This is a genomic window from Vitiosangium sp. GDMCC 1.1324 (assembly GCF_003044305.1).
Classification (GTDB): Bacteria; Myxococcota; Myxococcia; order Myxococcales; family Myxococcaceae; genus Archangium.
The window spans coordinates 146,613-170,065 of the sequence record NZ_PZOX01000007.1 but is presented as its reverse complement, the minus strand read 5'-3'; the positions used below and the strand labels follow the sequence as shown (position 1 = coordinate 170,065).

The window sequence follows — 23,453 nt, the reverse complement described above, 5'->3', positions numbered from 1 at the left end:
ATAGAGGAGGCCAGGAAAAAAGATCAAGACATGCTTGTTCAGGCATCGCTTCTGAATGTTTTTGTGACGAAAAAGTGAGAATCGCGATCATCGACATCGGCCCTCATCCCCGGCGCGTCGATGTCCCGCGCCGCGGCGGCTTCAGGAACGATTGCAGATGGAACTGGCGGGGAGAGACCTCTCCGAGCCCCACTTCGACCACGGCGACGAGCCGCGATAGGAATGTTGATGCGGTTGAAATCTTCCTTTCCAGTCCGCTCCTCTCAACAGGCCTTCACTCCTTCCTATGCTTCGCGAGCGACCGCCCCATGGCCGCCTTTATCGATTGAATCGGCTTTCCCGCTGGGCCAGGATGCGGTGCGACGTTTCGCATGCTTTCCTGGAGAATCCGATATGCGTTCGAAGCTCGTTCTCGCCGCCGTGACGCTCGCCTGCGCCGCCTTCACTGCGACCGCGGCACAGACCTCGGCGGCCGCGCCCACCACTGGACTCTCGTTCTACGCCGGGTACTTCGCCACGCTGGTCGCGAACGTTCCCCATCCGGATGGGACCTGCACGCCGTTCCCCGCCGAGGCCGATTCGCTCGTGGGATGGAGCAACATCGAGCAGGTCGTCGCGTACCGGAGCGGAGACTGCACCGGCACGGCTGTCGGCCTGGGCACGCTCCGCACCTTCAAGCCGGGCGAGTTCTCCAGCTATATCGCCCACTGACCCGACTCGCCGTGGGCCTCGGGCGCCCCCTTCCCGAGGGTCGCGCAGGTCGAGAGGGCACCTGCGCGGCTGCGCGAGGGTTCGAGGAGCACCCGGGCCGGAGTGTGCCTCGCCTGTCATTGGAGTTGTCCATGCTTGGGTGCCTGAGGAAGAAGCCTTCAGGCCCCCGGGATGGGAGCTTCTTCCTATGGAACGGACCTCTATGCGCATCCTGTCCGGGCACGGACTTCTGGTGCCCTGGCATGCCGCCCCATGAACACTCTTGGGCCCCAGACCACCCGCCCAGTCACCCCGAGCGGCGGGAGCGCTACGTCATTGGGTCGAAGTCAGCTTGCTGCTCCAGTCCCTGAGCACGTTGAGTGCCGCCTGCTTTCCGGACCAGTACGCCCCGTGGGCAGTCCCGTAGGCCGTGACCCAGCACGCCTCTCCGGCGAAGTAGAGCCTCCCGTCGATGGGCGTGGCGAGCACCTTGCGCGCATCGCCACCACCCGGTCTCATGTAGGAATAGGCGCCGCGTGAGAATGGATCCGTCGTCCAATTATAGACGAGCTGATTGGGCGGGTCGGCGAGCTTGTCGCCGAGCTTGTCGCCGAGCGTAAGCTCGAGCGCCTCGAGCGCGAGCCGGGCCACGTCCTCCGGGGGATGCATGGCCAACTCCGCCGCCCGTTGACCACCGGCGTACGCCACCGCGATGGTGGAACCGTCGAGGTTGAGCGTGAACTTGCGAAAGGGCGTATCACCCCCGCTCTGGTAGAGCGTGCAGTTGTTCCTGGGCTGCTCCATCAGCTTGTCTTTGAACTTCAGGGCCACCTTGAGGTAGTGCCCCAGCGGCAGGTTCGTCAGGGCCGTGCGTGTCTGCGTGGGCAGGGGCGGTTCGAATTTCAACCCATCCTCGTCATTGATGCAGGCGGTCGGCACCGTCACCACGACCGCATCCGCCTCGAAAAGCACGTCCTTACCCTCTACCTCTACCTTCACTCGCACCGTGGGCCCGTCCCAGAGGATGCGTTTGACTACGTGGGAGAAGTGGATTTTGAGTTTATCGTAACCCTCGCACACCCGTTTCCCATAGCTCTTGATGAGCTCTCCATACCCCTTGCTCCAGAGGAAGTTGCTCCCTTCATCCGAAACCCGCGCCTTGTCGAGGGTTGAGAAATTGTCGAGCTCCGTACTCTCCTCGAGCGGGCCGAGCATGGTGCGGGCCACGAGCGCGACGGGACGGGCGCCTGGCAGTGGCACGACCTCACTCGCCGCCCGGTCCTGGCCCTGCTCTCCGGCCTCGACGATGGAACGCTCGAGCTCGTCATAGACGTTCCAGAGCATCTCCATCTCCCCCTCCGTCGTGCCATGGAAGAGGTGGTTCTCGATTTCAGGCTCCTCGTAGGCCTCGGTGCCGAGTTGCCTCGCGATCCGCGCCCATGGGTTCGAGCGAGGGTTGGTCAGGTCCTTGGAAATCACTCCGTGGAGCCACCGACAGCCCAGGTCGACGGGCGTCCCCAGGGAGGTGTCCGTCCAGGCTCGGCCCCCCACCCGGTTGCGCGCCTCGAGCACCGTCACCGTCGCTCCCTTGCGTGCCAGATCCCTCGCGGCCTTGAGCCCCGCGGCTCCAGCGCCGATCACGACAATATTCAATGCCATGTCTCGCCTCCTCCCGGCACGGTGGCGGGCCCGTCCGGGCTCCTCGCCACCCTCCAGCACCCTGGACGGCGCGACACGCCTACCTGTGAAAGAGGCCCGGCCGTTTCACAGCCCTGCTCATGAAACGTCCATGGAACTGGCCACGCAGCGCCTCTTCAAGGATTTCAAGATGCCACCGAGTTCGAACGGGAACGACGTTCAATTCACCATGGACGGCAGCCAGTTCTTCTCCCTGCTCGACCAGATGCTCCTGCAGGTGCAGAACGCGGCTCCCAGCGATGACACCTATGTGCGCATGGCATTCTGGGCCGCTAGCCCGAACCTGCGCCTGAACGCCCTCGCGCCAATGCCACACACCACGCTCGAGCAGCGCCTGCTGGCCGTGGGCAACGCGGGGCATGATGTCAAGGTCATCCTGTGGGACCCAGGCCTGATCGAGCAGTGGGCGCATCCGGAGATGGGCGCCGGACACCATGCTGCCTCGGACGCCTTCCGCACGGCGCTCGATGGCAAGGCGAATGGAAACATCTCCGTTTATCTGGAGCGGGTGAACCGGTACGTCCCCGGGGCCTCCAACCACCAGAAGATCGTCATCACCTCGGTGAATGGCCAGCGGCGGGTGCTGGTGGGTGGCCTGAACCTGGACGACTGGTATTGGGATACTCCCGCCCATCCGGGTGGCATGGGTGGATATGGCGGCTCCATCCACGACACCGCCATCCACGTGGAGGGGCCGGCAACGGACGCGGTCGAACAGGAGTGGGTGCGGCGCTGGGAAAGGTCCGGCCTGCCGCTGCGGCGCAACACCGCAGTGCAGGCGCTGCGGCCCCCCATCGGCGGTCACTCCGTGAACGTGACCATTGCCACGACGAATGCCGAGGGGTGGTGGCGCAAGGCGGACATCCAGTCCCTGCTGTGCGAGCGGATCGCCGCCGCCAACCAATACATCTACCTCGAGAACTACGCCATCACCGACCCCACCATCGTCGCCGCGATCGCAACCCGGCTCAGCCAGCCCGCGCCTCCACGGGTCATCCTGCTCGTGCCCTTCCCGCAAGGGGGCGTGTACTCGTACCTCCACTACATCACGTACGCCAAGCTGGCATTCCAGAGTTGCACCAGCGTCGTCGTGCCAGGACCACAGGAAAGCCTGCTGCCCGTGAGCACCAGGACGATCTCCCGAGCCGGCAGCTCGCTGTGGCAGCTCAGCCAGAGCTACAACGCCTGGAGCACGCTGCGCAGCATTTCCTCCACCTTCTACAACCAGTGGATGGAGAACGACCGCATCCAGTGGCGTGACGCGCTCACCCCGGGCGCGGGCACCCAATCCTGCCGGCTGCTGGATATCATCGGTTTCAACGGAGGCATCCGCATGTACTCACCCCTGCGGGTGGCCGCTGGCGGGTCCTCCGCCCTCTATATCCATTCCAAGCTGGCGCTCATCGACGACGAAGTGGCGGTGATTGGCTCGGCCAATTTCAATTACCGCAGCATGGTGTACGACGGGGAGATCGCCGCGTTCATCCGCAACCCGACGCGCGTGCAGCAGATCCGCAACGCGCTCTTCGCCCACTGGAACATGGGGGCACCCGCCGCCTGGGACGGGACCGCACAGGCCAACCGCGTGGCGCTCGGCAATCACACCCTGGCGCCCGGTACCCGCGTCATCCCGCTGGACATCGGGGACTTCGACAAGACGGTCCCCGATTACAAGCAGCTCAACTTCACCATGCACTAGCAGTCTCCCTCCAAGACGAAAGGAAGCTGTATCATGAGCAAATTCTCCGTGGTCCTCTCCAGCGCCTCGTTCAACCCCGGCACGCCCTCCGACTCCTCCAAGGGCCTGAGTGGCGAGTTCTCGTTCATCCTGCTCATCGACGACAAGCCCTCGACCAGCCTCGTCATCTCCAGCAGCGTCTCGAGCAGCTCGCCGAGCCAGCTCATCCAGCAGGCCCAGGGAGATCTCAAATCCGCGTTCCAGGGCTGGGCGGAGAGCCTCTCCTCCTCCCCGTCGAGCGGTATCTGAACAGCGCTCACCGCTCGCAAGAGCCGGATATCTCCTGACGGGAGCCGATGATGAAGACACTGCTGGAATTGATTCTGGATTTCATCCAAGACAACAAGAAGCTGCCGAAGTGGGAGCTCATCGTCACCACGGATCCAGTGACCCTGCGCGGCTCCTATGTCCCCTCCGCGCCTGGCGCCCTGCACCTGCTCGGCCTTCCCCAGGCGCAAGCAGAGCCCCTGCCGAAGGAGCTGATCGACGAAGTAGGGGGATTCATCGTCAAGAACAACGTCCAGGAGATTGCCTTGAGCATCGGGAGCTCCGCGTCAGATGATTACGAGCGGGGAGCGACGACCTACCTGCAGGTCCTCACGCTCGTGGCCCCCGATCTCCTGGAGTTCACACTGACCCGCTCCAACATTCCCCAGACGGGAATCTGCGGAGAGACGGCCAACAAGCTGAGCGCCATCCTCGGGGGCAATGAGCTCGGTCCGCACGATCTCGAGCAGCTCATCGAAGCGCTGGAGTTCAAGGAACTGCCACACGTTCACGCGGTAGTGTCGGTCGGCACGAGCCACCGGTTTTTGATCGAGCGGGTGGTTTCAGGGAATGGCGAGGCGCAAGTCACCCTCCTGCAGAGCTGGGTTGGCCGCTTCAGCCTGGCCCGGTGGATCGAGCGGGGGCGGGTGACGTGGAAGCTTTCGGAGTTCATCCAGGCGCTGCGGCTCGCCTTCCCCAGCAGCCGCAGCTACGTGGACAACGCGGCCTATAGCGCGCTGTTCAACCTCGACGGTCAGCGCACACAGAGCCCCCACATCGCCTCCGAGGTCACCGCTACCCTCTACCTGTCCTCCGACGAGAAAGAGGTCGCGGCGGCCCTCGCCGAGAGCACCACCCAGGGCAAGTCGCGCTGGGGGCTGTAGACCCAGTCCAGCCTCGGAAGAAAGGGGCCCAGCCATGGGGCTCGGCCCCCCCTTCCGGCTCCCGCCGCCCAGGCGCCTGTCCTCCCGCCCGACGAGAGCTTGCATCCAACGCGGACCGCGAGGTCATGGCCCGCCTCCCCGGCGGGACAGCTCACGCTCTGTGCTCACGCAGCGTCCCTGAGTCCTTCGCGGTGAGATGGAGGTTGTGTTTGTCGGTCGAGAACCCCTTCGTCCGGGCCATCCCCTCTTCATCCTGGAAGGATTTCCACGTACCCTTCTGTTCCATGTACGCGAATTCGTTGCCCATCCTTGATCAGATTGGTGGCGTTCTCCACTCCGACAACTGCTGGTAAGCCATATTCGCGTGCGATGACTGCGCCATGGGTCATCTACTCGTTCTTTCGATCGCTGATGATCTAGCCATCCAGCTCATGCGTGCGAACGACTTCGTGAATTTCCTCAAAACTGAGGTAGTAGACATCTTCTTGTTCACGAATCACGTTGGCTTGGACGAGTCGTTCGGCTTCTTTCAGCAAAGCCTGCTTGTAGACGAAGTAGCGATTGACGATCCCGTATTTGGGATATTCGCGATAGCCGCTGAAATTCCGGATGAGGCTGATCTTTTGTTTGGTTTCTTCGGCTTTTTGCTCGCCATCCGGCAATTGCCTCAGTCGAGCCAACAACTCTTGTTCTTTTTTCAAGGCTTCCTGTCGCCCTTGTTCGAATCTCCGACTGCCGGCATGAGGCTCGAAGTTCTTGATGTTACTGAGAATCAAGGGAACGAGTGTCGTTGGCTTTTCGCTCCAGCGAGTTCGAGTAATATCGATTTCTCCGGCACATCGCATTCCGTATTTGTCGAGATAAGCATAGATGGCGTCTCGAACTTCCTGTCCACCTTCGAGCTCGACCAACTCATCCAAAGAGCTGTCATCTTTCGCCTGCGGGAAAATCATCTTCTGAACCACCACAGCCATGTGGACTTTGCGGTGGTCGAAGCCGTTTTGAAGGCGGTAGGTGACTGCCCGCTCGGTAAACAACGATGCCCAGCACTTGCTGACGTGCTCGAGGATGGCCGTCTTTCCAATCACGTTCAAATACGTGTCCTGCTGGCCTGCAAAGGAGGCCGTCGGCAAATCCTCCGCCGTCGCGCTGGAGCGGACTGCATAGGCATTGTCTTCTCCCAGCCTGGAGAGCTGGCGGGTGAGCTCGTCCTGAATGTCTCCAGGGATGGCCATCCCTTCGATGATCCGGCGAATCTCACCGCTGAGTTCACTGATTCGTTCCCGGTCTTCCACCTCGAGAAGCGACAACTGATCCATTAATTCGTCGATCGACGACCTTTCCCCCATGATTCTTTTGAAGGCGTCAGTCGAAATACAAAAGCCATCTGGCACGCACAGGCCTTCAATCTTGGAGATTTCTCCCAGGTTCGCGCCCTTCCCCCCAATCACCGAGATTTTTGTTTTGTCGATGTCCCGAAAACCAAGCACATAGGAACTCATCTGTTTACCTCCTTTGACCGGGCGAAGGCCGCTTGTTTGCTTTGAGGGATCATCACGTCCCCTTGCCGAAGGGCGCCACTATAACGCGAGTCTCGGCATCGAGCTCACCCCATGGGAGGGCAGAAGTTCCTCGAGAGCGTTCCGCTTCCAGCAGCAGGGAATGCCTGCTAGACTTTGGCGATGATTTCCCGCGCTCTCGTCCTTGTCGTGCTGTTCGCCTCGGCCCTCTGGCCGTTGCATGCGCTGGCCTGCAGCAACTCGATGGACTCCAGCGCTATCTTCACCTCGAACACCTTCTGGCTCGACTTGTTTCTCTGGACCATGGGCGCGGTGTTCTTGAACCGCGTGGTCATCGCGAACGTGTGGGGCCCCGCCACCGCGTCGCCGGCCGGATCGTCATGGGCCCGCCGGTTCTTCTTCTTGCTCGTCGGCGCGTGTCTGCTCCTGCTGTTGGCCACGGTCACAGCCGGTGGTCCCGTCCTCAACCTCAGCGCGCACGCCATGTCCGAGTGTTTGACGAACCGCTCGATGCTCTGGGTGTTGATGGCCAGTCCCACGGTGGTCTTCGTCCTGCAGGCCGTGCTCTTCCGGAAGTGGGACCAGAAGTTGTTTGACGGCGATAGGACGGTCGCCCTCGCGGCGCTGGTGTTCACGTCGGTGGTTCTGGCGGGAGGGGTAGATCTGGCCCGTGAGTTGGTGGTTCTCCCCGCACTCTGTGGGCCCTCGGGCATCGAGTTCGGAGGCGACCCGTACGACTGAGCTGCTTCCGAAAGTTCTCTCATGGCCTCTCGCTCCCTCTCGCTCGCTTACCTGGCCGGCTCCGCGCTCCTGATGGTGACGGCCGGTGTCGGCTTCGTGCTGGCCCGCGATGCCGATGTGCTGGCCCTGCGCCTGCCCACGAGGCTCCTCGCGCCTACGAAGCGCTCGATCGAGGGGGCGCGGGACGCCGTGGAGCACTTCCAGTGCAATCGGTGCCACGTGGTGCCCGGCATCGAGCCGACATCGGCGCCCCTGAGCGAGAACTGTGTCACCTGCCACCAGGCCATCACCGCCGGGCGGCTCGATTTCTGGTATCAGGAAGCGCACGTCGAGCAGTGGAAGCAGCACCTCACGCACCTGGTGCGGACCCCTGACCTCGGCTCGCTCGGCCAGCGGGTCAAGAGGAGCTGGCTCATGGGTTGGCTCCAGGCGCCGCATGCGGTGAGGCCCCTCTATGGGGCCACCATGCCCAAGCTGAAGATCGGTCCGCGGGAGGCCGCGCTCATCGCTGATTTCTTCGCGGTGACCGAGGAGGAGTCCGGGGAGCCCCCGCGAGGTGATGCGGTGGCCGGGCGAGCGCTCTACGAGAGGAGCCAGTGCGCGAGGTGTCACTACCGCGGAGACTCTCCGCTCGCGGCCCTGCGCTACGGTGCTCCGGAGTTCCGCAGCCCCTCGGCCCGGAGGCGAGCCCCTGATCTGCGGTATGTGCGCAGCCGCATGTCACTCTCGCAACTGCGGAGCTGGCTGGTCGATCCGCAACGGATCCTCCCCGATACCGAGATGCCCTCCTTTCAATTCACTCCGAAGGAGGTTGAGGATCTGGTCGCCTTCCTGAGTGAGCCGCTGCCCGAGCATGTTGCCGTGCCGCGTCCCGCGTACAAGCCACGACTGCTCGAGCGCGAGGTGCATTACCCGGAGGTCGCGCAGAAGCTCTCGCGCCACCTCTGCTTTCACTGCCACTCCGACAGGAACCGGCCGGGTGACAAAGGTCCAGGCAACACAGGCGGATTTGGCTACAACGGCGTCTTGCTCGATCTCGCCACGCGGGAGGGTATCCTCCGTGGAGTCAAGCGTGATGGACAGTTCCGCGGGTTCCCGGATCGGCTGGAGGACGGGACGCCCCGGCTGATCGCCAGCCTCCTCGCCCGTCACGCCGAGCTGGACGGGCACTATGACTCGGCGGTGATGGGCATGCCCCTGGGCTTCCCGCCCATTCCCGACGAGGAGATCGATCTGATCCATACATGGATCGAGCAGGGCGCCCCCGAGTAGGCGGAAACCCCTCTGTGCTCATGTCTGGGACTGGCAATCCCGTTCCCGTGGCTACTGTGTAGCCGGGGCTCCCGCTACATCTGGATGGATGCCGAGCCGTCACGCCATCCCCGCGACTCACGGAGCAGCAGTTCCGTGAGTCGCGAAGCATGGTGCCTCTAGCAACCGCAGAGACGGATGCGCTGGGTCGTGCAGGCACCCGCGGCGTTGCAACACGTCTTGGTGTAGATCTGGAAATGGTCGGCCGGGCCCAGTTCGCACTGCCCCACGCGACACTCGCCGTAGGTCTCCGTGCACGTCAAGGCGGCCTGCGACACCTCGCCCTCGGGTGCCACCGCCGCCGGGCTCTCCGTGGAGGTCTCCTCCTCCATCTCCACCGGAGCGCCTCCGCAGCCGACAACAGACAGCGCCACCATGCACAACAGCCCTCGCAGGTTCTTCATCGTGTCTCCCAGGTCGCCCGCGTCAGTGCGGGTCGACGAGACATAACGAACCCGCCATGCATCAATTGCAATCGTTGTTGCTTCTGTCACATACGACACGAGAACCCCCTTCGCGCGGGAGGCACGGAGCCACCTGCTCCTGTACCGGAGGGTGCCCGCTTGTCGGGCCCGACACGTCGAGGGTGGCGTCGACCCGGGCTCCCGGAAACGGCGCCCGGCGCGCCCGGAGCGAGACGCGGCGGGCACAAACGATGCACGATGGGTGACGCAACCTTCTCTCCTCGAAAGGAAGCACCCATGGCATCCTCGAACGACACAGCACAGCTCGCCATCACCCTGTCGGCCATCTCGTACCTGGGGCAGTTCGACCCGAACTCGAGGCGGCTCACCGTGATGAACCAGGCCATGACGGACACCCTCCAGGGCGGCTGGCAGGTGGCGTGGGGCCCGGCGACGAAGGGGGAAGACCTCGTCTACGTCGCCTCCAACACGGCGGGGCAGTACGCGGTGGTGGTGCGGGGCACGCTGTTCAACCGCATCGAGGACCTCATCCAGGACAAGAGCGTCAGTGCGCAGGAGCCCCTGCCCTTCACCGCGCCGTCCTTCTCAGGCGCCGCCATTTCCAAGGGCGCGCTGGAGGTGTGGAAGAACATCGACGCGATGTCCTCCTCCGTGGGCCCCGGCAGCGGTGCCCTGCTCGACTTCCTCCAGGGACTCCCGAGTGGCACCCAGCTCCTCGTCACGGGCCACAGCCTCGGCGGGCAGATAGCCACCGTGCTCGCCGCGTGGTTCCAGAGCACGCTCACCAACGTGACGGTCCTCCCCATCACCTTCGCCGCGCCCACCGCCGGCAATCCCTCCTTCGCCACCTCGTTCGACTCCGCCTTCCCGAGCGCCACGCGCTACTACAACTCGCTCGACGTGGTGCCCCGCGCGTGGACGGAGGAGGGACTGACCTCCATCCTGTCCCTGTATCCGGGCGGGCCTCAGTGCGGACCGCTGTGCAAGGCCGCCGTCCACTGGGCCCTGAGCACGCTCCAGAGCAACGACCTCACCTACCAGCAGCCCGCCGCCAGCACCGAGCTGGACGGACAGCTCTACTCGACGGGCATGCTGGGCGCCTTCGAGGACGAGGTCAACGACCAGCACCGCGCGCTCTACTACATGTACCTGCTGGGCATCCCCGTCTCCACCATCCAGGCGCTCAACGCGACGTGGGCGCCTCCGGGGACCCAGTCGCCAGCGCGCTCGGCGGGGTGACTCACACTGGACTCCAGGTAGAGGCGGGCGTTTCACCGGCGTGAGGCGCGACGCTCACGCCGCGCCGAAGCGCCACCACCGAGGCTTGCGCCTTGCCATCGCCGCATAGGCGATCACCGCCTGCAGGCGCAGCTGCACCTCGGTGCCCGCGCCCGCCCGGCTCCACAGCTCCAGTTGCCCGCCCAGGCGCTGCGCGCGCTCGCGCATGCCCACGATGCCCCAGTGCCCGGGCCGCGAGCCCTGCTCCAATACCTCCTCGGCGATGCCCGTGCCGTCGTCACGCACGCGCAGCAGGAAGGCACCTGGCTCGTAGATGAGCTCCACCTCGACGGCCTGGGCCCGCGCATGCGCGAAGGCATTGAGGAGCGCCTCGCGTCCGATGCGGTAGGCCTCGTCGCTCACGGCGCCCGGCATGTCGCGCGGCGTGCCTTTGACGAGCACGCAGAAGCGCGTGGAGCGCTCGCGCGCAAGCTCCTCGCCCAGCTGAGCGAAGACCTGCGATAGATCCTGGTCGGCGGTGTATTCGGCGCGCAGGTCGCGCACGCGGTCACGCGCTTCCTCCATGACCTGGTCGGCGCGGTCCAGCGCCGCCTCGATCTTGCCGCGCGTGGGGTGTGCCTCGGGCAGCTCAGCGGCCAGGCCCTGGATGCCGAGGATGAGGCCCTGCGTGCTCTGCAGCAGCGTGTCGTGCAGCTCGCGCGCGATGCGCTCGCGCTCCTGCGCGCGCGCCTCCAGCCGCGCGCGCAACTGCGCGGCCACCTGGCGCAGCCGCAGCTGGTAGACGCCCCACAGCAGCACCGCGGCGGCCAGCGCGCACAGCGCGTAGAACCACACGGTCTGGTGGAAGGCGGGCAGCACCGTGAAGGTGAAGACGGCGCCGGTGTCGTTCCACACGCCGTCGTTGTTGGCGGCCGTCACGCGGAAGCGGTACGAGCCCGGCCCCACGTTGGTGTAGAACGCGCGCCGCCGGTTGCCGGCATCCTGCCAGCCCACGTCCACGCCCTCGAGCTGGTAGCGAAAGCGCACGCGCTCGGGCATGGTGAGGCTGAACGCGGTGTAGTCGATCTCGAAAGCGGTGGTGCGTGCCGGCAGCCGCAGGCCCTCGCTGGCCGCATAGACCGTGCCCGCTGCCGCCACCGCGCCGATGCGCACGCCAGGCGCGAGCGAATTGCGCGTGATGCGCCGCGGGTCGATGCGAAAGACATTGGTGGTGGTGGGCAGCCACAGTTGGCCGTCCTCGCCCTGCAGCAGGCTGGGAATGGGACCGAGCGGCTCGGGTGAGCCCTCCAGCCCGTCGTCCGCCGTGAAGCGCTCCACCTGCACGGCATGCGTGGGATCGCGCGCGAAGGCCTCCACCTCCTCGCGCGGCACGCGCACCGCGCCTCCCGCACCGTGGATCCACAGCTCACCCTCGGCCGTCTGCGCGAGGCCGGACACGCCGCGCAAGGCGGGGCCGCTCGCAGGCACCAGGGTGCGGAAGCTGCCTTGCGCATGGAGTGCCACGCCCGCGTTGCCGCCCACCCACAGCCGATCGCCCCAGGGCCGCAGCGCGGCGACGTTGCCGACCTTCAGGCCCTCGGACGGACCCAGCATCTGCGCGTGACCGTGCTCCACGCGGGCGAGCTGGTTGTCGAAATAGCCGATCCAAACGCGCCCGGCAGGATCCGCCCCGATGCTCACCGCCGTGTCCTTGGGCAGCTCGGCCACGCCGCCCTTGGCGCTCCATTGGCCGTCCTTCCAGCGGTGCACGCCCAGGCCGCGCAAAGACATCCACAGGCCGCCCTCGCTGTCCTCGGCGATGGCCTGCACGCCGCCGCGGCGCTTGCCGGGGTCGACGGGCAACTCGATGCGCTCCAGACGGCCCTTCGGCTGGCCGCCGGCCAGGCGCCACAGCTCTCCGAGCTTGCCGATCCACAGGTCGCCCGCACGGTCGCGGTGCAGCACGGTGATCGACGTGTGCGGCGCCGGGCCGTCCAGCGGGCCCAGCAACTGCCCCGAGGCGTCGCGCAGGAAGAGGCCGTGGTGGGCTGTGCCAATCCACAGCCCGCCGTCGGCGGCGGGGGCGAGCGCGACGTTGGGCCACTGCGGGCCTTCGGGCAGCGCGGGCACCACCTTGTTCCTGCGGAAGCGGTCCATACCGCCGTTGGTGAGCACCCAGACGTTGCCTTCGCGGTCTTCGAGCAGGCTGTTCACGCTGCTCCCGCTCAGGCGCACGGCGGCGCCGGTGCGCTGCACGTCCGCGAACGACCCGACCCCTGGCGCCCCGGCCAGCGCGCGCGTCGACGGCAGCCGCGCCAGGCCTTCCTCCAGCGCGATCCACACGCCACCCTGGCGGTCGAACAGGCACACGCCCTGCGTCTCTGCGCTCGCGCTGCCGAAGCTCTTGCCGTCGAACCATCGCTGGCGGTCGGCCAGCGGCATGAGGCCCCCGGTCACGATGGCGACCCAGGGCTCACCCGCGCCATCCACGCAAACGTTGATGCCGCCCTTCATGCTGCGCTCGCCGCTGGCGGCATCGCGTGGCAGCGGCACCGGCGCGAAATGCGCCGTGCCGCGCGGCCGCGCGAAAATCTGGTGCGAGGTGACCGCCCACACCGTGCCGCGCGGGTCCACCGTCACGGTCTGCACGTTGCTGTCCTGTTTCAGCCCGCCTTCCTCGAAGATCTGCCAGCGCTGGCCGTCGAAGCGGTACAGGCCGCCCGAGGTGGAGGCCCACACGTTGCCATCCAGGTCCTGCGCGAAGTCGGTCACGGTGCTCGGGGAGAGGCCGGCCTTCTGGCCGTAGCGCGTGAGCACCCCCTCGCGCAGCTCGTAGATGCCGCCCAGGAGCAGGCCGATCCACAGCTCACCCGAACGGCCGACGTAGAGGCGGTGCACTTCGTTGGTGAGCAGGCGGCCCGTGTCGGGTTCAGTGTAGAGCTCGAAGCGTACGCCGTCGAAGCGGAACAGGCCGAGCGAAGAGCCGACCCACAGCGTGCCATCCGGCGTCTGCGCGAGGCCCAGGGCATCGCCCGGCGCGCCGTCGCGCTCGGTCCACGCCGTGTGATGCATGTGCTCCAGGGATTGGGCCTCGGGCGGCGGCGCCTCGGCGGCGAGGACCGATGTGCAGGGCAACAGGCACGCCGTCATCAGGGCGAAGTGCAGCAGGAACGTGGCGGCTCGACTCATTGGGGACTGCTTCGGGCTCGGGGGTGAACCGGTGGGGCTCCCGACAGTATGCGCCCCAGAAGCAGCACCGCCAGCGTCAGCCACGAGCCTTGGCGCACCATCCCCTCTCGATTCTGCTCGCGATGCCTGTGGGTACCACGAGCCACCCACCGAGCGAATGCCCGGCCGATAGCCAGGGGCACCCCGGAAGCGGAAGTCCCGAGGCAGGCCCCTCCGCTCACCGCGGGTCGATGAACTGTGCGGACTTGGCTCCGAGCATGTCCTTCACGGGGACGGACGTCCCGGTGTCAACGTCATGGACGATGAGTCCCGGGCCCCCTTTCACCGCGAGGAACCTCCCGTCCGAGCTCACGTCGTACACATTGGTCACCCCCTCGACGGGTAGCTCGCGGACCGCATCGCGGCCGACGTCGTACTCATACAGGCGGGGATTGGGATTCCAATAGGAGTTCCCTTCGATGAAATACACGGTCCGCCGCCGGGGACTGACCCCGACGAGGTCATTCGAGCACCACGCGTCGTGGCGGCGCCACACCCGCTCCTCGCCCGTCTTCAGGTCGAGCCGCCGATAGGTGCCGGGATTGTCCTCGTCACAGCCTCCCTCGTGAGTCTGCCCCTCCCGGTAGAAGACGAGCGTGTCCCCCAGCACGTAGGGCGTGAGCAGCCCACGCCGCTCCTGTCGCATCACGGGTCCCAGCTTCCACGGCTTTGTCCCCGACGGGTCCATCGTCGCCAGACGTACTCCCGCGCGCGGGTGCCTCACCAGGACGCGCTGCACCCCACGGGTGAGCGGCGCCCCCGCCGTGTCGGTAATCCCTCGAGGCAGCACTCGAACCGCCTCGGGCTGACGGGAGAAGCTCCAGCTCCAGAACTCGTGCAGGGAGGAATTGCCAATATCGACGAGGACGCGCGAGCCGTCCTCCGTGAACAGCGTGGGCATCTGGGCGAACAGGAGCTGCTGGGTGTTCCACGTCTCCGCAATCCCCGAGGTCGTGGCCACGACGCCCTCCAGGTCCCCCATGATGAGCAGAGTCCCGCCCATGGCCTTCCCGTCCTTCGTCTTCGGGGTGGCGATGTCGCGGCCCGCCACGGTGAAGCGCACCATCCGGCTCCCAAATTGGCCGTCCCCCGGCACCGAGGCCGCCACCATCCACCTTCCCGTCGGCGGATGCACGGCGAGAGACCAGAGCGAGCACCCCTCCGTCTTGCGGTAGATCTTCCCCCGATCCGGCCCGCCCAGCATCCGGCGGTCCTCGGCGTACTCACAGTCCACGAGGACGCGCGAGCCCTCCTGGTCGACGAGGACGACTTTCGAGCCCCCGCTATCAATGGCAATCAACGGCATGGGTAGAGCAGCAGCAGTCGGCTCCTGCGCCAAGGCAGACGCCGACCCCCAGGCGGCCAGGGCCACCCCCAGAAAACCTCGCAGTGTCTTGAGCATGCGAAGGGGACGCACCCGCCCTCTCCGTATTCACGGATGTCGGAATGTTCCGTTCCACCGGGACCTGGGCGCTCAGGCGAGGGGCTCGAGTCCACTCCGTGCCGAGCGGGTGCGCTGCAACGCTCGTTCCCATGGCCACCGAAAATTCGCGCTACGCGGGTCCGCCTTCAAATGAAGGTCCGGAACGTTTGCAATTGAATGACAGGTCTACGCAAAATCCCGGCCCGCCCGCTCGTTCGTTGCCCGGGCACCTCGAGAGACAGGAGAGCTTGCATGATGCGTTCAGGTGCGTGGTTGCTGCTGAGTGCCGTCGGTCTGGGCTGGGGTTGTGGAGGGCCGCAGGAGGACGTGTCCCAGGACGAGCCCCCGGCGGACTCGGAGGGGCTCATCTCCCAGACCATCATCCGGCAGCAGCCGGACGGGGCCCTCACTCAGGAGACGGTGTACATCACCCGGGAGGAGCAGCAGGCCCAGATGGAGGCCCGGGAGGAGTACCTCCGGCAGCTCCAGAGTGGAACGCCACGCCAGCTCATGGCCAATCTGATCATCGACAGCGGGTGCGCCGGCTCGAGCCTCTGGCTGTTCGACCAGGTGGGCTTCACGGGCCGGCAGCTGTGCCTCTACAAGAACCCCAGCGAAACGTATGCCTTCATCGACCTGGGGACCGTCATCCGGTACATCGCCCCGACCTATCCGATTCAGCGCATCTATTTCTGGACGGGCGCCGTCAAGAGCCTCTGGTCGGGGGTGGATGCCGGTAACCTGGCCACCTGCGACAACACGAGGATGGCGTGCTACTCGAACGGGCCCTACGTGCCGTTCAGCGCGTACCAGAAAGTCGACAATGTCCCCTCGGGAACGGTGATTGGGGGAACCATGCTCGGTCCCAACACCGTCTTCCTGGAGAACTGAGGGAGGGGCGCGCTGTCCGGGCCCGCGAGTCGTGGCCCGGGCCGTGTCAGGGCCCGAGGTCGGTGATGTGGAGGACGTAGGTACCGCCCACGTCGCCGGCACGGGCCTCGATGTAATACGTGTTGTCGTACGGAAGCGTGAGCATCAGCGAGCCCGAGCTGCTCGACCCATACGTCGTGCTCGAGGAGACAGGGGTGGGGTCCGGCCGCATGACCCGGAACTCGTGCCCCGTGGAGCTGCCATCCGCGATGCGGATGCGATAGCTGTGCTTCGCCTGGGCCGTGAAGGAGAAGTAGTCCGTGTCCCAGCGGCCCTGGAAGGCGCCCGGGACATCCGTCTCCAGGGCGACCCGCGTGGCCTCGGAGTACCCGTCCCCGTAGTCATCCAAGCCGTGGTCCTCCACCCGCACCACATAGGTTCCCGAGGGCGTAAGCGAGAACAGCTCGATGTACTGCGTCCCGCTCGTCACCGGTTTGATGTAGAGGGGCCACATGCTGTGCGAGGTCGACGTGCCGCTCAATGGATTGTAGACATAACGGTGTCCCGCCACGGCTTCGAAGCGGAAGTAGTCGTAGTCGTAGTGCCCGTCGAACTGACCGGAAAACGGCTCGTCCACGACCACCTCGGTGGCGGTCTCGCGGGTGTCACCGTGCGTGTCGTCAGTGACGTCCTCGAGCCGAAGGAAGTACGTACCGTCTCCACCCGCGAGATAGATGTAATGGACGCCGCTCTGGGCGGCCTGGAACGTGCACATGGGGGGCGGGCTGTCGCACACCCAGTCGAGCGCCGGGTTCAGCACCCGGATGTTGTAGTAGCGCGCCGAGCCGTCCCCGACGCGGGCACGGTAGCGGTGACCGGCTTGCGCCTCGAAGCGGAAGTAGTCGAAGTCCCCCGTGTAGAGTTCCCCCTGCACGAGCGTGCCGAACTCGAGGGGGAAGGCCGTCTCGAGCGTGTTGCCGTGCGCGTCCGTCGAGCCCGCGTCCGGCTGCGTCGAGCCCGCGTCTGGCTGCGTCGAGCCCGCGTCTGGCTGCGTCGAGCCCGCGTCCGGCGCTGGCTGAGGATCGACTGGGGACGGTTCCGGAATGCAACCGACCTGGAGAAACACCGCGAGTGCGACGAGAAGGTATCGAGCTGGCTTCATGTGAGAGGGTCCCCCCTTCGTTCTCATCAAGGTATCAAACGACTCGTTCATCCCGGGAAGTCAGCGCTGCTTGAGACCTTCGCGCCAGGCGAAGGCGGCGGCCTGGGTGCGGTCTTCCACCTGGAGCTTTCCGAGGATGTTGCTCACGTGGGACTTCACCGTCTTCTCGCTGATGCCCAGCCGCCGGGCGATGTCCGTGTTGGTGAGGCCGTCCGCGACGAGCAGCAGCACCTCCCGCTCCCGCTCGCTCAGCTCGGAATGAAGAGGGAGGATCTCCCGTTCCCGGGTGGGCTGGCGCAGCGAGCGAACGACCTGGCTCGCGACCTGCGGAGAGAGGGTGGCCTCGCCGCTGGCAGCCTTGCGTACCGCCTGGACCAGCTCGTCGGCGCTCGCGTCCTTGAGGAGGTACGAGAGCGCTCCGGCCCGGAGTGCCGGGAGGATGTGTTCGTCCTCGTGGTACGAGGTCAGCATCAGGATCTGGGTGCGCGGGCTCACCTCCTTCAGCCGCCGTGTCGCTTCGATGCCGCCGATGCCGGGCATCAGCAGGTCCATCAATGCCACGTCGGGTGCATGCTCGCGCGCCAGCTCGAGGGCCTGTTCGCCGGAGCTCGCCTCGCCCACGACCTCGATGTCCTCCTGCGCCCCGAGCAGTGCGCGCACGCCCTGCCGGACGACAGTGTGGTCATCGATGATGAGGACGGTGATCGAAGAGGACATGGGTTCAGCTCCCGTCTGCCTGGGCCTTGAAGGTCACCTGGAGCCGGACGCCCTTTCGCTCCCCGGACCCGAGTGAGAAACTTCCCCCCGGAAGCGCCTCGGCCCGCTCACGCATGATGTCCAGGCCCATGCCGCCCGAGCGGGTGGCCGGCAACCCCCGGCCATTGTCCTCGATTTCGAGGGTGTACCGCGACGCACCGGCGCGCTCGAGCGACACCCGCGCGAGCGATGCCCCACTGTGGCGCGCGATGTTGGCCAGGCCCTCCTGGACGATCCGGGTGAGGGCCTCGGCGACAGGCGCGGGCAAGGCGTCTTCGGACAGGCGCGTCTCGGCACTGATGCCGGTGCGCCTGGACCAGGTCTCCACCTCGCGGGACAGCTGCACCGTCCAGGACTCCCGTTGAGCAGAAGGTCGAAGCTGCCGCAGGATGGCCATCAAGTCGCGCTGCGACCCTCCCACCAGCTCGCTGGCCTGCGCCAGGTGGGCCTCGGCCTTCTCCAGGTTGCGCGGGAGCAGCGTCCGGGCGGCGCCGAGCTGCATGGCGGTGGCGAACAGCCGCTGTTTCACCGTGTCATGGAGGTCGCGCGCGAGGCGGTTGCGCTCTTCGCTCGCGGCAAGCTCCTGGCGCAACGCCACCAGGGTCCTCAGCTCGCCAGCCATCTGGTTGAGATGCTCGGCCAACGCCGCGAGCTCGTCCCCTCCCGGCACCCGGGCCACCGCCTCGAAATCCCCTCGAGCCCAGGCGCCGGTCGCGTCGATCATCGGCTGAAGACGGCGGACGAGCCGGCGCGTGATGAACGCGCCGAACAGCAGGCTGGCCAGCCCGCTGAGCAGGGCGAGCATCACCCCGCTGGAGGCGATCACCCTCACCGCGGCCGCGGCGAAGTCGCCCATCCCAAAGGGAGCATCGAGCCGCACCACCACGGCCCCGAGCACCCGGCCGTCCTGGCTCCGGATGGGGGCGGCGAAGCAGCTGTCGCCGTCCTCGCCACGGGAAGCCAGACGCTCGGGCTCGCTCGCTCCGCTCAAGGCCCGCTCGAGCAGGACCGTTTCCTCGGCGGTGCGCGCCAACGCCGCGCTCCGGACGAGGCCCTCCGGCTCGACCGAGAGCGTCAGCACCTCGCCACCGGCGGAGTCGACCACGCGCGCGACGCCCTGGCGAGGACCCGCGACTTCCAGCTTCACCTCGAGTGGACCCTGAGGAAGGTCGGTGGACCGGGCCCGAGCGAACTCCTTCGCGATCTGGCCCTCCAGGGTCGCCACATCGGGAGGGCGCGACTCCAGCGCTGGTGCCAGCCGCGACGCGATCTTCTGCGCTTCCTCCGCCATCCCGATGACCGGGAGATCGGTGTGGAGCAGGAGGTAGCCCAGCCCCATGAGCAGCACGAAGAAGATCAGCACCGTGGCCCCGAGCGTCGCCCCTGCATAGGCGAGCGTCAGCCTCCATTGGAGGCGGTGCCATGGACGGACGGAATGCATCACGGCGGGAGCTTGCCACGCGAGCGCCGGGCCGCCCACGGTCTCCGGGCGGATGCGGCACTCCGCCTCCAGACGGAGTGGCGGCCCGGCCCGGGCCCGATGTGCGGCCTCACCGGCACTGGCAGGGTGCGCAGCAGGCCGGAAGAGGTCAGCTCCCCATGAACCGATTGCTTTTCACCAGTCTCCTGTTCCTCGGCGCGCTCGGCTGCGCCGGGCCCAGATTCCAGCAGCACGTGGCGACCCGCTTCGCACACGAGGACGTTCGCAAGCTCGAGACCCCGGATCTCGACGTGTACTACGTGGCGAGCCAGAAGGAGAATGCCTACCGGCTCGTGGCGAGGCTGGAGCGGTGCCTGAAGCCCTTGCAGGCGCATGCCCGGAGCGGGTCCGGGAGAGCCAAGCCCGTGATCTACCTGACTCCCGCCGTGCTCAACAACGCGTACGTGCAACCGGCCGCGCTCGGGTTGTTCGAACACATGGTGCTGGGCACATCCGTGAATGCGGAGCAGATCACGCTCCTCGGCGTCCCGTTGACGCACATGGAGGCAGTCGCCTGCCACGAGGCGGTTCACTACGTGCACCTGCAGCAGACGAACGGACTGTGGAGCGTGGTCAACTCGGTCGCCGGCAACGTCTGGTCACCCAATGCCGCGCTGGACGCCTGGTTCAGCGAGGGACTGGCCACCTGGTACGAAGCTTCCTTCGCGGAGGGACTGGGGCGTCCGAACAGCCCGATGTGGCGCGGGTGGTACCGATCCTTCCTCCAGCAGCGCGGAGGCCGCATCAGCGCCGGAGACCTGCTCGGGGCCCGCGACGTTCCCAACGGGCCCTACCTCGCCGGGAGCTACTTCATCGACTTCCTCGCCCGGAAGTACGGCGAGGAGAAACTCTGGGAGCTGATCGATCTCCAGGGTCACTCCATCTTCTCCATCCTCGGGGTGACGCTGCGGTTCTCGACGGTGTACGGCAAGACCATCGAAGCGCTCCTCGAGGATTACAACCAGGAGCTCGCCGAGACCTTCCACCCGCGCACACGCCCCGCGGAGCAGCGCGTGCTGGAGGCCTCGCTCGGAAGTGAAGCCCGGATCGCCGTGTCGCCCGCGGATGGCGCGGTGGCGATCATCCGCTCCGACCTGGACGCGCCGGCCACCCTGCGCATCCGTGAGCGGTCGGGGGCCGTCCGCTTCGAGCGGACCCTGACGCCCGTTCTTCCCGGGCGCCGTTGGATTGCCGCCGGGCCCACGGCGACGAGCGGCATGACCTTCACCGCCGATGGCCGCTGGCTGTTCTTCGTCAGCGCCGACTTCTCCGAGCTGGGGGACTTCACCGCCCGGCTCTGGAAGGTGGACACGAGGACCGGAGAGGTGGCCCAGGTCTGGGACGGAATCGAGGGCGTCGGTGGCACGGTCCACCCGGATGGCTCGTCGTACGTCTACGTCGAGGTGAAGGGAGACACCGCCAACCTCGTGAAGCTGGAGCTCGCGACCGGGGCGCACACGTCCCTGACGAACTTCACCGGGACGGAGTCGCTCGCGGCGCCAGCGTATTCGCCCACGGGCGACCGCATCTCCTTCTCCCGCTGGACGGGGCGTGGCTTCGACCTCTTCGTCCGCGGACCGGACGGCGCGCTCGAGCAGCTCACCTTCGACGGCCGCTTCAACCTCGGGGCGCGCTGGGTGGATGAGCACCGGCTGGTGTTCCTCCGCGAGCACGAGGAGCTCTCCCAGGTCCATCTGCTCGATCTCGAGGACCGGCACATCCAGAGACTCAGCGACGCGCCCTGGATCGCGCTGGATCCCTCGCCGCTCGATGGGTCCCGAGTGCTCCTCCTGAACCGGGAGGGCCTGGGCTGGTCTCTGGACGAGATCGCCCTTCCCTCCTCCACGCCCCCGACTCCGCCCCCGGCGGTCTCGGGCCCGGGGAGCATCCGTGCCACGGTGTTGTCCATGGTGCTCGGCGCGAGTGGCGCCATGCCGAGCGACACGCATCCTGAGGTGGAGGTCCTCTCCGACGAGCCGTACTGGCCGCTGGACGGGCTGTTCCGCCCAACGGTACGCCTGCCCCTCATCGGCCTGTGGAACACGCGGGCGCCAGACGGGTCAGTGCGGTGGAACCGCGTCGTTGGCATGGCACGGCTTCAGGGGGCGGACCGGCTCGGAATCCACAACTACCTCGCCCAGTTCACCTTCGACTCGGAGAACACGCGGACGGGCCTGTCGCTGAGCTATGGCAACTACCAGCTCGCGCCGTGGTACCTGGACGTGAGCGGCGGCCGAAACACCGATGGCCCCCTGCTCGACTGGACGGCGAGCATCTCCGCTTCGAGGTCCTGGTGGAACTCCATCAACGTGCAGTTCGGGGGGGAGTTCCTCGACCGGACACTCGACGCGACGGAGAGTGCACCCTCCCGGCACGTGCGTCTGGTCGGGCCCCGGCTCTCGGCGGGCTATACGGCGGTGGATTCGACCACGTATGTGAATCGCCGCGGACTCATCCTCTCCGTGTCCGGTGCGGCGTTCCCTGCCCGGGTGAGCACGGAGGGCCTGTTCGATCTACGCGGGGAGATGACCGTCTTCCTGCCACTTCCCCTCCTGCGGCGCGACGAGTTGCAGCTCTCGGTGGCGGCACGAGCCATGCCGGGCTCGAGTCAGGAGCTGCTTCAGCTCGGGGGGTTCGCCCAGGGAATGAGCCTGGTCAACATCGGGGCCGCCGCGCCTCAGGAGCCACGGGACATCTTTCTTCCACCAGGTGCGACCTTCAAGGAGCCGCTTCGCGGCTACGAAGACTTCTCCCTGTTCGTCAATCACGTGGCAGTCGGTGGAGTGCGCTACAGGGTGCCGCTGATCATCGACCAGGGATGGTCCTCACTGGTGTACCTCTTTCCATCGGTGCACTTCCGTGAGCTGGACCTGGAAGGCTTCGCCCAGGCCGCCCTGACCGCCGACAACACCGAAAGACGCTGGCACCGCGTTGCCGGCGGGGCCGCGTTCTTCCGCCTCAACATCGGCGGATACTTCCCGCTCAGCTTCTATTACCAGTTCGCACACCGGTTCGATGACGGGCTGAAGCCATTGCACACGTTCGGGCTGAGCTTCGACTAGGAGTGATGAGCCCAAGCGCTCCCGAGCCCCTGGCCATGAGTCCTGTTTCAGCTCGAGTCGGACCGCGCGGACATGGCCTCGTGTGCAAGCGCGCGGAAGTGCTGTGCCGCGGGGGAGGGACGCTGCCCGGGAAACGCGACCACCAGCTCGGCATAGCCCGGCGCTCCGCTCAGGGGGCGGAACACGACGCCCTGGGGCTTGAGCGCCTGCGCGGACTTCGGCGCGAGGGTGAGCCCCAGGCCCGCCTCCACCATGCCGATGACGGAGGGCCACGAGCTCGCCTCCTGGACGATGTTCGGGGAGAAGCCCGCGGCCAGACACATGCTCGTCACGGTGTCGTGCAGGCCCGGCGCCGACCGCCGGGGAAACAGGACGAACGGCTCGCCCGCGAGCGAGGACAGCGCGACCAGGCGCTGACGGGTCCGTGGATGTCGGGCCGGGAGAGCGAGCACGAAGCGCTCCCGCAGCAGCCGCTCGACGGTGAGCCCCTCGTACCGGAAGGGGGCGCGGACGATGGCCAGGTCCAGCTCGCCGGAGATCAGCGCGGCGCCGACGTTCAGTGCCTCGCGGTCATCCAGCTCCAGCTTCACCTCGGGAAAGCGGGCGCGGAAGCGCAGCACGATGTCGGGCAGCACGCCGAACGCGGAGGACGCGGCGAAGCCCACGCGCAAGGTGCCCGTCATTCCCTGCGCGGCCCGCTGCACGTTGCTGACGACGTCGGCGCGACGGGCCAGCAGCTCTCGAGCCTCCTCCAGCAGCCGCGCGCCCGCGGGAGTCAGCGCCACGCGCCGGCTCGTGCGCGCGAGCAGCTCGACTCCCAGCTCACCCTCCAGCCGACGAATCTGCTGGCTGAAGGGCGGCTGGGCCATGCCCACGCGCGCCGCGGCGCGACCGAAGTGCAGCTCCTCCGCCACGGCGACGAAGAGCTGGAGCTGACGGAATTCCATATCCAGACGATATCCGTCTCGATGGGCATCAAA

The 23,453-nt window shown here is 66.6% G+C and carries 19 protein-coding genes; 9 read left to right on the top strand and 10 right to left on the bottom strand.

What is annotated here, in order from left to right:
• The first annotated feature begins 393 nt into the window (after nt 1–393).
• Entirely contained in the window at nt 394–711 is a 318-nt protein-coding gene (locus DAT35_RS21820; protein WP_108069041.1) for a hypothetical protein, read from the top strand.
• A 312-nt stretch (nt 712–1,023) separates the two neighbouring features.
• Here DAT35_RS21820 and DAT35_RS21815 read toward each other — a convergent pair whose 3' ends face one another.
• Nucleotides 1,024–2,349, bottom strand: coding sequence for an NAD(P)/FAD-dependent oxidoreductase (locus DAT35_RS21815; RefSeq protein ID WP_108069040.1), 1,326 nt, complete (start codon nt 2,347–2,349; stop codon nt 1,024–1,026).
• Between the two features lie 130 nt (nt 2,350–2,479).
• Here DAT35_RS21815 and DAT35_RS21810 point away from each other — a divergent pair, with 130 nt between their 5' ends.
• From DAT35_RS21810 to DAT35_RS21800, 3 genes are read left to right on the top strand one after another with little or no spacing between them, the layout of a single operon-like run.
• On the top strand, nt 2,480–4,087 hold the full coding sequence (locus tag DAT35_RS21810) for a phosphatidylserine/phosphatidylglycerophosphate/cardiolipin synthase family protein (protein WP_158501821.1): 1,608 nt from the start codon (nt 2,480–2,482) through the stop codon (nt 4,085–4,087).
• A gap of 33 nt (nt 4,088–4,120) precedes the next feature.
• The gene (locus tag DAT35_RS21805) at nt 4,121–4,375 is read left to right on the top strand and encodes a hypothetical protein (RefSeq protein WP_108069039.1); all 255 of its coding nucleotides are present in this window, start codon (nt 4,121–4,123) and stop codon (nt 4,373–4,375) included.
• A 47-nt stretch (nt 4,376–4,422) separates the two neighbouring features.
• Nucleotides 4,423–5,277: a hypothetical protein gene (locus tag DAT35_RS21800; protein ID WP_146209825.1), complete on the top strand. Its 855-nt coding sequence runs from the start codon at nt 4,423–4,425 to the stop codon at nt 5,275–5,277.
• A 248-nt stretch (nt 5,278–5,525) separates the two neighbouring features.
• Here DAT35_RS21800 and DAT35_RS60840 read toward each other — a convergent pair whose 3' ends face one another.
• Nucleotides 5,526–5,666 carry a PEP-utilizing enzyme gene (locus tag DAT35_RS60840; protein ID WP_233261625.1) on the bottom strand — a complete coding sequence of 47 codons (141 nt, stop codon included), beginning with the start codon at nt 5,664–5,666 and terminating at the stop codon, nt 5,526–5,528.
• 27 nt (nt 5,667–5,693) lie between these two features.
• A complete protein-coding gene (locus DAT35_RS21795) occupies nt 5,694–6,779 on the bottom strand; it encodes a PEP/pyruvate-binding domain-containing protein (protein ID WP_233261624.1) in 1,086 nt (361 codons plus the stop codon).
• Between the two features lie 180 nt (nt 6,780–6,959).
• On the opposite strand from DAT35_RS21795, the gene DAT35_RS21790 reads away from it, so the two are divergent.
• Together DAT35_RS21790 and DAT35_RS21785 are read left to right on the top strand one after the other, a co-directional pair.
• Nucleotides 6,960–7,538: a hypothetical protein gene (locus DAT35_RS21790; protein ID WP_108069037.1), complete on the top strand. Its 579-nt coding sequence runs from the start codon at nt 6,960–6,962 to the stop codon at nt 7,536–7,538.
• Between the two features lie 21 nt (nt 7,539–7,559).
• Complete coding sequence (locus DAT35_RS21785) at nt 7,560–8,810, top strand: cytochrome c family protein (protein ID WP_108069036.1); 1,251 nt, start codon at nt 7,560–7,562, stop codon at nt 8,808–8,810.
• A 158-nt stretch (nt 8,811–8,968) separates the two neighbouring features.
• On the opposite strand, the gene DAT35_RS59060 is transcribed toward DAT35_RS21785, so the two are convergent.
• Nucleotides 8,969–9,253 (bottom strand): hypothetical protein, encoded by a 285-nt coding sequence (locus DAT35_RS59060; protein WP_158501820.1) that lies wholly within the window; start codon nt 9,251–9,253, stop codon nt 8,969–8,971.
• 297 nt (nt 9,254–9,550) lie between these two features.
• On the opposite strand from DAT35_RS59060, the gene DAT35_RS59055 reads away from it, so the two are divergent.
• Nucleotides 9,551–10,513, top strand: a complete 963-nt coding sequence (locus DAT35_RS59055; RefSeq protein ID WP_158501819.1) for a lipase family protein — start codon at nt 9,551–9,553, stop codon at nt 10,511–10,513.
• A gap of 54 nt (nt 10,514–10,567) precedes the next feature.
• Here DAT35_RS59055 and DAT35_RS21775 read toward each other — a convergent pair whose 3' ends face one another.
• Nucleotides 10,568–13,681, bottom strand: a complete 3,114-nt coding sequence (locus DAT35_RS21775; RefSeq protein ID WP_108069034.1) for a sensor histidine kinase — start codon at nt 13,679–13,681, stop codon at nt 10,568–10,570.
• A 217-nt stretch (nt 13,682–13,898) separates the two neighbouring features.
• The gene (locus tag DAT35_RS21770) at nt 13,899–15,137 is read right to left on the bottom strand and encodes a hypothetical protein (RefSeq protein WP_158501818.1); all 1,239 of its coding nucleotides are present in this window, start codon (nt 15,135–15,137) and stop codon (nt 13,899–13,901) included.
• Nucleotides 15,138–15,395: 258 nt separating this feature from the next.
• Here DAT35_RS21770 and DAT35_RS21765 point away from each other — a divergent pair, with 258 nt between their 5' ends.
• Nucleotides 15,396–16,034 (top strand): hypothetical protein, encoded by a 639-nt coding sequence (locus DAT35_RS21765; protein ID WP_108069032.1) that lies wholly within the window; start codon nt 15,396–15,398, stop codon nt 16,032–16,034.
• A gap of 46 nt (nt 16,035–16,080) precedes the next feature.
• On the opposite strand, the gene DAT35_RS21760 is transcribed toward DAT35_RS21765, so the two are convergent.
• The 3 genes from DAT35_RS21760 to DAT35_RS21750 are packed head-to-tail and all read right to left on the bottom strand — an operon-like array spanning nt 16,081 to nt 19,372.
• Nucleotides 16,081–17,175 (bottom strand): pre-peptidase C-terminal domain-containing protein, encoded by a 1,095-nt coding sequence (locus DAT35_RS21760; RefSeq protein ID WP_146209824.1) that lies wholly within the window; start codon nt 17,173–17,175, stop codon nt 16,081–16,083.
• A 60-nt stretch (nt 17,176–17,235) separates the two neighbouring features.
• On the bottom strand, nt 17,236–17,892 hold the full coding sequence (locus tag DAT35_RS21755; RefSeq protein WP_108069030.1) for a response regulator transcription factor: 657 nt from the start codon (nt 17,890–17,892) through the stop codon (nt 17,236–17,238).
• Between the two features lie 4 nt (nt 17,893–17,896).
• Entirely contained in the window at nt 17,897–19,372 is a 1,476-nt protein-coding gene (locus DAT35_RS21750) for a sensor histidine kinase (protein WP_233261657.1), read from the bottom strand.
• A gap of 158 nt (nt 19,373–19,530) precedes the next feature.
• On the opposite strand from DAT35_RS21750, the gene DAT35_RS21745 reads away from it, so the two are divergent.
• The gene (locus DAT35_RS21745; protein ID WP_108069028.1) at nt 19,531–22,473 is read left to right on the top strand and encodes a hypothetical protein; all 2,943 of its coding nucleotides are present in this window, start codon (nt 19,531–19,533) and stop codon (nt 22,471–22,473) included.
• A 47-nt stretch (nt 22,474–22,520) separates the two neighbouring features.
• Here DAT35_RS21745 and DAT35_RS21740 read toward each other — a convergent pair whose 3' ends face one another.
• Nucleotides 22,521–23,420 carry a LysR family transcriptional regulator gene (locus DAT35_RS21740; protein WP_108069027.1) on the bottom strand — a complete coding sequence of 300 codons (900 nt, stop codon included), beginning with the start codon at nt 23,418–23,420 and terminating at the stop codon, nt 22,521–22,523.
• Nucleotides 23,421–23,453: the final 33 nt, after the last annotated feature.